Source organism: Streptomyces sp. NPDC046465 (genome assembly GCF_040646035.1).
Classification (GTDB): domain Bacteria; phylum Actinomycetota; class Actinomycetes; order Streptomycetales; family Streptomycetaceae; genus Streptomyces.
Genome location: NZ_JBEYZK010000007.1, coordinates 1 through 12,950 on the forward strand (window position 1 = coordinate 1; position 12,950 = coordinate 12,950).

The 12,950-nt window shown below is 72.8% G+C and carries 7 protein-coding genes; 3 read left to right on the plus strand and 4 right to left on the minus strand.

Going from position 1 to position 12,950, the window contains the following annotated elements:
- Nucleotides 1-94: 94 nt before the first annotated feature.
- On the minus strand, nucleotides 95-1,591 hold the full coding sequence (locus tag ABZ953_RS12390; protein ID WP_361721033.1) for an MFS transporter: 1,497 nt from the start codon (nucleotides 1,589-1,591) through the stop codon (nucleotides 95-97).
- Between the two features lie 155 nt (nucleotides 1,592-1,746).
- Here ABZ953_RS12390 and ABZ953_RS12395 point away from each other — a divergent pair, with 155 nt between their 5' ends.
- On the plus strand, nucleotides 1,747-2,193 hold the full coding sequence (locus ABZ953_RS12395) for a MarR family transcriptional regulator (RefSeq protein WP_361721036.1): 447 nt from the start codon (nucleotides 1,747-1,749) through the stop codon (nucleotides 2,191-2,193).
- 6 nt (nucleotides 2,194-2,199) lie between these two features.
- Here ABZ953_RS12395 and ABZ953_RS12400 read toward each other — a convergent pair whose 3' ends face one another.
- Nucleotides 2,200-3,318, minus strand: coding sequence for an ADP-ribosylglycohydrolase family protein (locus ABZ953_RS12400; RefSeq protein ID WP_361721039.1), 1,119 nt, complete (start codon nucleotides 3,316-3,318; stop codon nucleotides 2,200-2,202).
- Between the two features lie 171 nt (nucleotides 3,319-3,489).
- Nucleotides 3,490-6,825: a tetratricopeptide repeat protein gene (locus ABZ953_RS12405; RefSeq protein ID WP_361721042.1), complete on the minus strand. Its 3,336-nt coding sequence runs from the start codon at nucleotides 6,823-6,825 to the stop codon at nucleotides 3,490-3,492.
- Nucleotides 6,826-7,003: 178 nt separating this feature from the next.
- Between ABZ953_RS12405 and ABZ953_RS12410 the strand changes: the two genes are divergently transcribed.
- Nucleotides 7,004-8,434 (plus strand): FG-GAP and VCBS repeat-containing protein, encoded by a 1,431-nt coding sequence (locus ABZ953_RS12410; RefSeq protein ID WP_361721045.1) that lies wholly within the window; start codon nucleotides 7,004-7,006, stop codon nucleotides 8,432-8,434.
- A gap of 56 nt (nucleotides 8,435-8,490) precedes the next feature.
- Nucleotides 8,491-9,900, plus strand: coding sequence for an FG-GAP-like repeat-containing protein (locus ABZ953_RS12415; protein WP_361721048.1), 1,410 nt, complete (start codon nucleotides 8,491-8,493; stop codon nucleotides 9,898-9,900).
- A gap of 368 nt (nucleotides 9,901-10,268) precedes the next feature.
- Here the strand turns inward: ABZ953_RS12415 and ABZ953_RS12420 are convergent, their stop codons facing one another.
- A complete protein-coding gene (locus ABZ953_RS12420) occupies nucleotides 10,269-12,893 on the minus strand; it encodes a bifunctional FO biosynthesis protein CofGH (protein ID WP_361721051.1) in 2,625 nt (874 codons plus the stop codon).
- Nucleotides 12,894-12,950 lie beyond the last annotated feature (57 nt).

A 12,950-nucleotide genomic window follows, 5' to 3' on the forward strand; every position in this document is an offset into this window, starting at 1 on the left:
CAGTCGCGTCTGCCGGGATCCCCGCAGACGCGACTGCGGCTTTTCGGGGGCTGAGCGCGCAGTTCCCCGCGCCCCTGACGGGGCACCCCCTCGGTCAGACCCCCGCGCGCTCCGGCGCCCCCGCGCCGGACTCCGCGACCTTCCGCAGCCGCGGCGTACGCGGGGCGTGCAGCGCCGTGAGGCCGACCAGGGCGACCGCCACGACCAGGACGAAGGCCGCCCCCGCGATGGCGAAGCTCAGCGTGAACTGGCTTTCCTGCGGCAGCGCGGGCATGCCCGCCGGGAGCGGGATCGTCTTCGACGCGAGCAGCGAGGTGATCATCGCGCTGGCGATGGCGCTGCCGACCGAGCGGGAGATGGAGTTGATGCCGTTGGCGATGCCGGTCTGGTGGGCCGGGACGCTGGCGACGATGAGCGCGGGCATCGAGGCGTAGCCGAAGCTGATCGCCAGGCCGATGACCATGCCCGCGCCGATCACGGAGGCGCTGGTGCCGTGCGCCAGGGTCAGCCAGGCGAAGCCGATGACGCCGAACGCGGCGCCGGCGGCGAGCGTGACGCGCGCGCCGATCCTTCGGACCAGGATGCCGCCGAACTGGGCGCCGATCAGCGAGACGATCGTGGTCGGCAGGAGGTAGACGACGGACGCGCCGAGGACCGAGGCCCCGAAGCCGTACCCGGCCACGCTCTCGGGCATCTGCACGAGGTACGAGACGCCGATGAACTGGGCGAACATCGCGAAGCCGAGCAGCAGTCCGGCCAGGTTGGTGAAGAGGACGGGGCGGTGGGCGAACATCTTCATGTCCACCATCGGCTCCTTGACCTTGAGCTCGGTCAGGACCCACACGCCCGCCATGACGACGGCGCCGGCGAAGGAGCCGAGGGTGCGGCCGGAGGTCCAGCCCCACTCGTGGCCCTGCGAGATCGGCAGGAGCAGCAGGACGAGGAGGAGCGCGAGGGTGCCCGCGCCCAGCCAGTCGGTGCGCCCGCCGGTCTTCGAGCGCGAGGCGGGCACGGCGAGGACCACGCCGATCAGGGCGAGCACGGCGAGGACGACCGCGAGCCAGAACACCCGGTGGTAGTCGGGGTCGGAGCCCTGGGTCAGCAGGCCCGCGCCCACCAGGGCGAGACCGCTGCCGAACGCCAGGGTGCCGCTGACCAGGGCCATGGCCCCGTGGAGCTTGGCGGGCCTGATCTCCTCTCGGAGTACGGAGAGGGCGAGCGGGAAGATCGCGGTGGCCGCTCCCTGCATGATCCGGCCGACGATGAGCCAGGTCAGTGAGGTCGTGGTGGCGGCGAGCACGGAGCCCGCGATCATCACGAGCAGGACGCCGATCAGGGTGGGCTTCTTGCCGTGCTGGTCGCCGAAGCGGCCGAGCAGCGGGGTGAAGACGGCGGCGGAGAGCAGGGTTGCGGTGGTCACCCAGCTCACACCTGCGGTGGTGGCGTCCAGGTCCTTCTGGATGATCGACAGGATCGGGACGACCAGGGTCTGCATCATCGAGACGACCATGGCGGCGAGCCCGAGCACCAGGACGAGGACGGTCTGTCCGGTGGGGTTCGGCGGGGCCGCCTGCTGCTGTGCGTGGGACACGGTGGCTTCTTCTCCAGCTGCTCAACTGCGTGAGGCCTCGATACTTGAGAACCTCGATACTTGATGACATCGATACTTGATTACTTCAAGTAACGCATAAGAAGGTAAGCCTCAATATTTGAGATCGTCAAGTTTTATGGCGTAAGGTGGCTCACATGCCTGGAACCCCACGCGTCGACACGGCCCAGCTCATGGAGCTGCTCGCGGTGTCGCTCGGTGCCTACTACGGGGACTTCACGGAGGCGGCGGCGCGCGAGAACCTCACCGCGAGCCAGGGCAAGACGCTCAGCGTGCTGCGCCGGGGCCCCGCCGCGATGCGCGTCCTCGCCCGGACACTGTCCTGCGACGCCTCCAACATGACGGGGATCATCGACCGTCTGGAGAAGCGCGGCCTGGTGCACCGGGAGCCGAGCCCCACGGACCGCCGCGTCAAGAACGTGCTGCTCACGCCCGAGGGCGAGCGGGCCGTCGACGCGATCCGCGCCACCATGCACACCACGCTGGCGGGCCTTGAGTCCCTGGACGACGCCGAGCGCGCCACCCTCCACGACCTGCTGAGCCGCACGTTCGCGGCCGACCCCGACGTGGCCCCCGCGAGCTGAGTCCGGTCAGGCCCGCGGGTAGCGGGCCAGCCACCCCGGCGACGAGAGCCCGGGGCCGTGCAGCGCGGGCCCCTGCGTCATCTCCATGGCGAAGTCGTCCGCGAGCTCCAGTATCGTGGGGCGGCCCTCCAACTCCGTGAGCCACCCCGGCGGCAGCGCGGTCTCCCCGTGCAGCGCACCGAGCAGCGCCCCGCACAGCGCGCCGCACGCGGCCGAAGGGCCGCCCTGGTTCACGGCGAGCCTGAGCCCGTGCCGGATGTCCTCGCCGACCAGGGCGCAGTACACGGCGGCGGCGAGCACTCCCTCGGCCGTCCCGTCCGTGCCGAGCTCCTCGACGCGCGCGGGCGTCGGCATGCCCTGCCGTACGGCGCCGAGCGCGTGCCGGAGCGCGTCCGTGACCGGCTGGTGGCCGGGGCGGGTGGCGAGCAGGGCGAGGCACCGCTGGATCGCGCCGTCGAGGGACTCCCCGCGGGCCAGGCCGTGCACGATGGCGGTGTGCGCACCGGCGGCCAGGTGGGCTGTGGGGTGACCGTGGGTCTGGACGGCGCACTCGACGGCGAGCTGCAGCACGAGCTGCGGCTCCCAGCCGACGAGGAGTCCGAAGGGCGCGGATCTGACGGCGGCGTCGGCGCCGCGTTCGTCGGGGTTCTTGGGGGCGTCGAGGGTGCCCATGACCTCGTCGCCGAGTCCGGTCAGGCAGGCGCGGGCCGGGTCGCGCCGCACGTACAGCCACTCCTCGCGGGCCAGCCAGCCGTCCTCCTTGCGCCGCTCGTCGGGGCCCCAGTCGCTCTGGGTCGCGGCCCAGCGGCGGTAGGCGCGGTGCAGATCGGTCGGCGGGTGCCATGCGCCGGTGTCGCGCCGCACCTGGGCGCGTATCAGCCCGTCGACGGTGAACAGGGTCAGCTGGGTGGCCGCGGTGACGGCGCCGCGCCGCCCGTACGCCGGTACGGGCCCGGCGACCCCCTCGGCCCCGTGCGCCTCGCGTATCCCCTCCAGGGAGAGCCCGTCGACGGGTGCGCCCAGGGCGTCACCCAGGGCCGCCCCGAGGAGCGTGCCGCGCACCCGGCTGCGGAAGTCCTGCTGCTCGGCGCGGCCCCAGACACCGGTGGCTGCTGCGGTACCCACGCGGACCTCCCTCCGTACCTTTGCAGCACTGTAATCGACCGCGAACGATCGGTTCAGTCGCCAAGTGGTATGCGAAGAGTCGCCCTTGAGGCGGCTTTTGAACGACGTTCACGGGAGCTTCGCACTTGCTACGGATTCGCCGGGCTTCTGTCACCTTCCGGACCGCTCTGCTCAACCCCGTACGGCGTGCCGGGCCCGCACCTCGTCCCGTGCCGCGGTCACCCTCGTCAGGCACGGCTCCAGACGTCCGCGGTCCGCGCCCGGACTGTCCCGGAGGTGACGCAGGTCCGCGGCGAGGTCCGCGAGATGCTCCCACCACCGGCACGAGGCGAGCAGCGTCGCGAGTCCGGCGTCCAGCTCGGCCCAGTCACCGAGACCCGACGCCACCCGTACGCCGAAGAACGCGCGGGCCCGCACCGAGAAGCCCGCGCCGAGCACGAGCGGTTCCGCCTCGCGCCACAGCGGAACGGCGGCCACCACACCGTCGCGCCCGGCCACGGCCAGGGCGAGCGCCACCGACCCCCGCGCCGCGTCGAGCGGACGGAGCCGCTCGGCGGCCAGGACGGCCGCGTCCCAGTCCCCCGCGGCGCGGTGCGCCCTGGCCCGCGCCGAGAGGGCCGCACGTGACCCGGCCTCCTCCTCGCTGAGGCCGGACAGGGCTGCCAGTGCCTGCGCGATACGACCCTGATGCAGCTGGATACGGCAGGTCTGACCGGCCGCCCAGGCGGGCTCGGCGCCCAGCTCGACGCAGCGCGAGAGGCCGGTCAGGGCCTGGTCGAGGCGGCCGACGGCCAGGTGGACGGCCACCCGGCCCGCGTGCAGCGCGACCTCTTCCGGCGCTAGGCCGAGCGCCCGGTCCAGATCACTCAACGCCTCGTCGAACAGGGCGAGTTCAGAGCGCACCTTCGCTCTCTTCGCACGGACCCGCGCGTCGTCCGGGGCCAGCTCCACCGCTCTGTCCAGGGCGGCGAGAGCCTCCTCGAAGCGCCCGAGCCCGGACAGCACGGCCCCCCGGCCGCTCCACACCTGCACGTCGTCCGGCGTCAGTGCGCCCGCCCGGTCGAGGTCCGCGAGCGCGTCGTCGCCGGCTCCCAGGCGGCGCAGCACCGCGGCCCGCGCGACCCGCACCCAGGAGACGTCCGGGTGGCGCTCCACCACTCTGTCCCAGTCCGCGCGTTCCTCCTCGTACCGCCGCAGCCTGCTGAGCAGCACGGCCCGGCTGCTGTACACGGGCGTGTAGTCGGGGTCGAGTTCCAGCGCCCTGCGGTAGTCGGCGAGGGCGTCCTCGTCGCGGCCCGCGTCGCGCAGGACGTCGCCGCGCTGACAGAACACCCACGCCTCGTCGTCGGCCCCCAGGGCGACGGCACGGTCCAGGTCCCGCAGCTGCCGCTCCGGTTCGCCCATGGCCCCGAGCGCCCGCGCCCTGAGCACAAGCACCCACGCGGTTTCCGCACCGTTGGCCAGCGCCCGGTCCAGGTCCTCCAGCGCGAGGTCGTACCGGCACAGGGAAGTACGGGCGACGCCTCTGGCCACCAGCGCGTCCGCGTCCTCGCCGTCGATCCCCAGTGCCCGGTCCGCCTCCCGCTCGGCATCCTCGAACCGGCCCAGGAACGAGTGGGCCCAGGCGCACTCGCGGAGGTAGCGGACCGAGCCGGGCTCCAGGGCCACGGCCCGTCGCGCGTCCCGCAGCGCCTCCTCCTCGTGCCCGCCCTGCCGCAGCAGGGACCAGGAGCGCAGGCTGTGCAGCATCGCCTGTTCCGGGTGGAGTTCGAGCGCCCTGGTGAACTCCGCCGCCGCCTCCGCGTGCCGGCCGAGGTCCCTGAGGTGCCGTCCCCGCAGGGACCGGACAGCCGCCTCACCACGGGGGTCGAAGTCGATCCGGTCGAGCAGGAGCCACAGCGCCTGCGCCGTGCCGCCCTCGTCCAGGGCCCGCAGCAGATCACGCCCCCACGCCCCGACCGCCTCGGCGTCCGCGTCCTGACCCACCGCCTCAAGGGCCCGCGCCCACCGCCGGGCCACGTCCTCCCCCTTGCCGCACGCCATGAGGATGTCGACAAGGACCTTCGGCAGCGAGCCCAGCCCCTGAGCGCAGAGCAGGTGATAGCTCTCCGCCAACCGCAGCTCCCGCCAGCCGTCGTCCGCCCACAGGTCCTCCCGCGCGAGGCGCGCCTCCGCCTCCGCGCGCCACTGCCCGAACGTCTCGTGCAGCTTCCGGTGCCGCTCGGCCCACCCTCTCGGCGACCGGCTCCTGAGCAGCCGCAGCATCGGCGCCCGCACCGCGTCGTGGTACCGGGCCCGCCCGCCCCCGGTGTGCACGAACGGCAGGCCCCGCAGCCAGTCGAACAAGGGCATCACGTCCTCGGCCGCACATTCCACGGCGGCGCCGAACACGTCCGCGTCGAGTCCGCGCGGCAGCGCGCAGGCGAGCGCCGCCTCCCGTCGGGCCGGGTCCGGCTCCCACTTCAGGAACCGCTCGACGGCCGTCGCACTGGGATCGCCCACGTCGTCCGCGTCGGCGGGACGGCTCGCGGCGAGCGTCGACACCAGGACCGGCAGGCGCCCGGAGAGCCGCAGGACCTCCTCGACGACGGGCTCCGCCGTGACCCCCCTGGCCGCGAGCAGTCCGCGCGCCTCGGCATCCGTGAACGGCTCCAGCGGCAGATCGGCCACGAAGCCCGCGGAGTCGCCCCAGAGCGCGGCGTCGAAGGGCCGTTGGCCCGCCGTCACGATCACGGTGTTGGCGGGCAGCGTGCCGTGCCGCTCCGTGGTGAGCACGTCGTGGAGCCAGCGGTCGAGGAACGGCGCGGTCCGCTCGTACGTGTCGAAGAACAGGACGAGCCACGGAGCGTCCGCGGCCACCCGGCTCAGCTCACCGAGCAGCACCGGGGTGAGCGCCCGCTCCGGAGAGAGCAGCGACTGCGCTTCGTCGTGACCGCGCAGCCGGTTGCCGATACCGGCCCGCAACCGGTCCGCTCCTTGCGCCAGTTGTGCCGGGTCGAGTGCTCCGGCGAAGGGCCCGATGCCCGGTACGAGGCCCAGTCCGGCCAGCCCCGCGCGAGCGGCCGCCATGCTGCCGACGGACGCCGCAGGGCCCGGCCCTGACGGCAGGTCACCCGCCGCCGCGAGCGCCGCGAGCGACTCGGCCTCCCGGCGGCGCTCCCGGTGCGCGGCGAGCTCCCGGTCGAGGTCCTTGCACCGCCGTCCCTGCCGGGCGAACTCGGCGCTGACGGCGCCCATCACCTCGGGCAGGCTGCCCGCGGCCTCGTCGACGTAGGCGGTCAGGGCGCCGCGCTCGCGGGCGATCTGCTCCAACTCCCGGACCAGGAACGTCTTTCCGACCCCGCTCAGGCCGTGGACGTGGAAGAGGAAGCTGTGCCGCTCGTCGTCCACCGGCAGGTCGAAGTTCTCCCGGAACGAGCCGAGTTCACCGCGCCGTCCGACGAACCCCGACCGCCTGCGCCGCCGCAGAACCTCTTGCAGGGACATCCCCGCGGGCCGTGCCACCACCGTAGAACCCTCCCCTGCCCCCGCGGCCGGTCTCCCGCACCCCTGCCGGGCGCGAGGTGAACAACAGAGGTCGTACGGCAAACGTCCGGATCACGTAACGGAGTTCCTGCAGTGTGCAACCTTCCTCCGCGAAGTGCTGTCTCCTCCTACGTCACAGACGTTCGCCACAGGAGGACCCGTGCCCCGCCGCACACTCATCAGCGCCATCGCCGTCGCCGCGCTGACCGCCCCTCTCGCCGTCTCTGTCACCTCCGGCACCGCGGCGGCCGCTCCGCGGCCGCCCCGGACGCCGGTCACCGACTTCAACCACGACGGGTACGCCGACCTCGCCGTCGCCGCGCCCCACGGCACCGTCGACGGCGTCGAGAAGGCGGGCTACCTCTCCCTCGTGTACGGCACCGCCTCCGGGCCCGGCACCGAGCGCCACCAGCGCATCAGCCGCGCCACACCGGGCGTTCCCGGCGAACTCCGCGGCACCTACGCCTTCGGCGCCCAGACCCTCCCCGCCGACCTGGACGGCGACTCCTACACCGACCTCCTCGTGACGGGCGGCGACGACCACGGCAACAGGGCGACCGTCCTGTGGGGTTCCAAGGACGGCCTGACCGGCAAGGACACCGTCCTGCCCCACGACTACTCCGAGTTCGCCACGGGGGACTTCAACGGCGACGGCAAGCGCGACCTCGTCGTCAACGACACCCCGAGCGACGACCCCGACGTCTCCGGCATGACCATCCAGTACGGCCCGTTCACCCGCGTCGGCAAGCCCGCCGCCAAGGACACCATCACCACCGGCGACGGACCGTCCGGTCTCGCCCGCTTCATCACCGGCGACCTGACGGGCGACGGTGTCGACGACATCGTCACCACGCACGGCTTCGAGGAGATGACGCACGACGCCCGCTTCTGGAAGGGCGGCCGCAGCGGTGTCGGCCACGCGTACAAGGCCCTCGGCACGGCCTACAGCGGCACCGTCGGCGACGTCGACGGCGACGGGTACGGCGACCTGATCACCCGTGACATCGGCAGCGTCACCGAGGTCATCGACTCCGCCCCGGGCAGCATCACGATCCAGTACGGCAGTTCGGCCGGGCCGACCGACGCGCGCAAGAAGGTCATCACCCAGGCCACCGCGGGCGTCCCCGGGACCGGCGAGGAGAACGACGCGTTCGGCGCCTCGCTCAGCGCGGGCGACGTGAACGGCGACGGCAGGGCGGAGGTCGCCGTCGGCGTCCCCGGCGAGAGCCTCGGCGCGAGCACCGGCACCGGCGCGGTCGTCCTGCTCAAAGGCGCGTCCAAGGCCGACGGCGGCATGACGGGCAAGGGAGCCGTGGCCTACCACCAGTCCACGGCCGGTGTGCCCGGCGTCTCCGAGACGGGCGACGACTTCGGCCGCCAGGTGCGCCTCACCGACCTCGACAAGGACGGCAAGGCCGACCTGACCGCCACCGCCCCCGGCGAGGACGGCACCTACACCGACTCGGGCGCCCTGTGGAACCTCTACGGCTCCGCGAGCGGCCTGACCACCGCGGGCGCGGGCACCCTCGCCCCGGTGAAGCTCGGCGATCCCGAGAAGGACGCCGAGTTCGGTCTGCTGCTCGGCAGCTGACCACCCCAAGACCACCTGACCGCATGACCACACGACACGATCTCTCTGGAGGACCAGTGCGTCGCTCTCTCATCACCGCCGTGGCCGTCGCCTCGCTCACGGCACCCCTTGCCCTCGTCGCCGCGGGTTCGGCGTCGGCCGCGCCCACCCCGCCGAAGGCTACGGTCACCGACTTCAACCACGACGGTTACGCCGACCTCGCCATATCGGCCCCGGGCAACTACGACAACGATGTCTCCGGCAGCGTCTCGATCGTGTACGGCTCGGCGAACGGCCCGGACAAGGCGCACGCCGTCACCATCAGCCGCGCCACGCCCGGCGTGCCCGGCTCCGCGACGGACGAGGGCCACTTCGGCGGCCAGACGAGCGCTTCCGACCTCGACGGCGACGGCTACACCGACCTCGTCGTCACCGGCGGCAAGAAGCCCGTCGTCCTGTGGGGCTCCGCTCAGGGCCTCACCGGCGCGGGCAGCTCCGAGCTGGACTCGAACGGCGCGCTCGTGACCGCCGGTGACTTCAACGGCGACGGCAAGGGGGACCTGGTCACGGCCGAGTACCCGGAGCCCGAGGACCCGATGGACAACGACGACAAGGGCATGACCATCGCGTACGGCCCGTTCAAGCACGACGGGAAGGCCGCGAGCACCCAGCAGATCGCCACGAGCCTGACCTTCGGCCCCGGTGACTTCGTCGTGGGCGACGTGACCGGCGACGGCGCCGACGACATCGTCACCAGCCATGGCTTCGAGGAGACGGCGCACAAGAGCCAGCTCTGGAAGGGCGGCAAGAACGGGGTGAGCACCACCTCGCAGAAGCTCGCCCCCTCCCTCGGCGGCGCGGTCGCGGACATCGACGGCGACGGCTACGGCGACTTCGTCACCCGCGACATCGGCACCAGCTTCGAGGACATGCCGTCCCAGAAGGGCACGGTCCTCGTCCGCTACGGCTCGGCGTCCGGCCTCTCGGACCGCTCCACGAAGATCACCCAGGACACCGCGGGCGTCCCCGGCACCGGTGAGGCGGGCGACCAGTTCGGCACCGCCATCAGCGCGGGCGACGTGAACGGCGACGGCTACGCCGACGTCGCCGTCGGCGTTCCCAACGAGGCCATCGGCACGACCGCCGACGCCGGCAGCGTCGTCCTCCTCAAGGGCTCCCGCACCGGTCTGACCGGCACGGGCTCGCAGGCCTTCGACCAGTCCACGGCCGGTGTCCCCGGCGCCTCCGAGAAGGGCGACAAGTTCGGCAGCCACGTCCTGCTGTCCGACACGAACAAGGACGGCAAGGCCGACCTGACGGTGGCCGCGCCCGACGAGGACGGCGACGCCGCCGACACCGGTTCGGTCTGGCACCTGCGCGGCGCCGCGGGCGGTCTGACCGTCACGGGCATCGACTCCTTCGGCCCGGCGGCGATCAACGCCCCCGCCACGGCCGGTGTCCGCTTCGGCGACGTCCTGGCCGACTGACACCCGCACCACCAGTTGGCCCCGCATCACCCGTAACACCCGCACCATCCGCGAGCGCCCGTGAGTGAAGGGACGCGGACACGATGCGCACACCTCGCCGACGCATTCGGCCCTGGTGGGCCGCCCTCGTGTCCGTGGCCCTGCTCGCGGGCGCCGTCGACGGTTTCGGGGCCGCCCTCGCGGCGGGTGACCTGACCGTCGACGGCGCGGCGGCGCGGGCAGCGCGGTGCCGGGCGCGGGCGCGGTGTGGGTGCTCCCGGTCGCGTCGGCGGCGCAGCGCCCAGTGGTCTCCTTCGGCCCTGCGGCGCTCGGCGCCCCCGAGCGGGGCGCCGACTGGCCCCCGCCCCCACTCCTCACCCCCGTACCGCTTACGGCTCCAACACCGGCAGCAGCTCCGGCAGATGCCCGTCCGAGGCCGCCGCCGCGAGCTGCCGCTCCTCGGGCACCTCTCCGTACAGCGTCGTCCGGGGCTTCGCCGGGCGTCCCGCCGCGTCGGCGATGGCGACGAGGTCCTCGATCGACCGGTAGGAGCCGTAACTGGAGCCCGCCATGCGGGAGATGGTCTCCTCCATCAGCGTCCCGCCGAGGTCGTTCGCGCCGGACCTCAGCATCTCGGCGGCGCCCTCCTGGCCGAGCTTCACCCAACTGGTCTGGATGTTGGGGATGAGGGGGTGGAGCAGGACGCGTGCCATGGCGGTCACGGCGCGGTTGTCGCGGGCGGTCGGTCCCGGCCGGGCGATCCCCGCCAGGTAGACGGGCGCGTTGGTGTGGATGAAGGGCAGCGTCACGAACTCCGTGAAGCCCTCGACGCCCTTGGCGAGGGCGGACTCCTGCATGGCGGCGAGGGTGCGGAAGTGGCCGAGCCAGTGCCGGGGCTGGTCCACGTGCCCGTACATCATGGTGGAGCTCGACCGGATGCCGAGCTCGTGGGCGGTGGAGACGACCTCCTTCCACGTGGCGGTCGGCAGCTTGCCCTTGGTGAGGATCCAGCGCACCTCGTCGTCGAGGATCTCGGCGGCCGTCCCCGGGATCGAGTCGAGCCCCGCCTCCTTGGCGGCGGTGAGCCACTCGCGGATCGAGAGGCCCGTCCGTGTCGCGCCGTTGACGACCTCCATCGGCGAGAAGGCGTGCACGTGCATGCCCGGCACGCGCTCCTTCACCGCCCGCGCGATATCGAAGTAGGCGGTGCCCGGCAGGTCGGGGTGGATGCCGCCCTGCATGCAGACCTCGACGGCGCCGACGTCCCAGGCCTGCGCGGCCCGGTCGGCGACCTGGTCCAGGGAGAGCGTGTAGGCGTCGGCGTCCGTCCTGCGCTGGGCGAAGGCGCAGAAGCGGCAGCCGGTGTAGCAGACGTTGGTGAAGTTGATGTTGCGCGTGACGATGTACGTGACGTCGTCGCCGTTGACCGTCTTACGGATGTCGTCCGCGACGGAGCACAGCGCGTCGAGCGCGGGCCCGTCGGCGTGCAGCAGGGCGAGGGCCTCGTCGTCGGTGAGCTTCGTCGGGTCGTCGGCGGCCTGCTTCAGGGCGGCCCGCACGTCACCGTCGATGCGGGAGGGCACCATGCCGGGCGCCGCCTGCTCACGCAGCGCCTCCCAGTCGCCGTACACCTCGTCGAAGTCGTCGCGCCGGTCGGTGGTGCGTCCTGTGGTGTCGATGGTGCGGTGCAGGTCGGTGCGGCCGGACGAGGCGACGTACCCCTCGTCGGGCTCCTGCCAGGGGTGGCCCTCGACCACCGCGTCGGGCCGGGCGAGGCCGGTCTCCGGGTCGGCGAGGGCGCGCAGGTGCGGCAGGAGGCGCGGGTCGAGCCAGGGCTCGCCGCGCTGCACGAACTCGGGGTAGACGCAGAGGCGTTCCCGGAGTGTGAAGCCTTCGGCAGCGGACTTCTCGGCGAGCTCCTCGATGCCCGGCCACGGCTTCTCGGGGTTGACGTGGTCGATGGTGACGGGCGAGACGCCGCCCCAGTCGTCGATGCCCGCGCCGATGAGCCGCTTGTACTCGCCGTCGACGAGGTTGGGCGGCGCCTGGATGCAGCCCGAGGGGCCCATGATGTGCCGGGCGACGGCGACGGTCGCGACCAGGTCGTCGATCTCGGCGTCGGGCATGCCGCGCATCGCCGTGTCCGGCTTGGCGCGGAAGTTCTGGATGATCAGTTCCTGGATGCCGTGGTACGAGCGGGCGACGCGGCGCAGCGCGAACAGCGCGTCGGCGCGCTCCTCGTAGGTCTCGCCGATGCCGATGAGCAGCCCGCTGGTGAAGGGGACGGAGGAGCGGCCCGCGTCCTCCAGGACCCGGAGGCGGACGGCGGGCTCCTTGTCGGGCGAGCCGAAGTGCGGCTGCCCCGGCTCGCTCCACAGCCGCTCGGCGGTGGTCTCCAGCATCATCCCCATGCTGGGCGCGACGGGCTTGAGCCGCTGGAAGTCCGTCCAGGTCATCACGCCCGGGTTGAGGTGCGGGAGCAGCCCGGTCTCTTCCAGGATGCGGATCGAGATGGCGCGGACGTACGCGATGGTGTCGTCGTATCCCTCGGCCTCCAGCCACTCGCGCGCTTCGGGCCAGCGGTCCTCCGGCTTGTCCCCGAGGGTGATGAGGGCTTCCTTGCAGCCCAGTTCGGCGCCGCGCCGGGCGATGTCGAGGACCTCGTCCGGGGACATGAACATGCCGTGGCCCTCGCGCCGCAGCTTGCCGGGCACGGTCACGAAGGTGCAGTAGTGGCACTTGTCACGGCAGAGGCGGGTGAGCGGGATGAAGACGCTTTTGGAGTACGTGATGACGCCGGGGCGGCCCGCGGCGTCGAGCCCCGCGTCCCGCACCCGGGCCGCGGACGCGGTGAGGTCGTCGAGGTCCTCGCCCCGCGCCCGCAGCAGGACGGCGGCCTCCGTCACGTCGAGCGCGACGCCGTCCCTGGCCCTCCTGAGCGCGCGCCGCATGGCGTTGGCGGTGGGTCGTCCGGCCTCCGGGGGCTGCGCGCTGTTGGTCATGTCTCCGAGCATACGAGCGATAACTCCCGCCTCATACAGATACCTCCACCTGCTGAACTTCCCCTGACA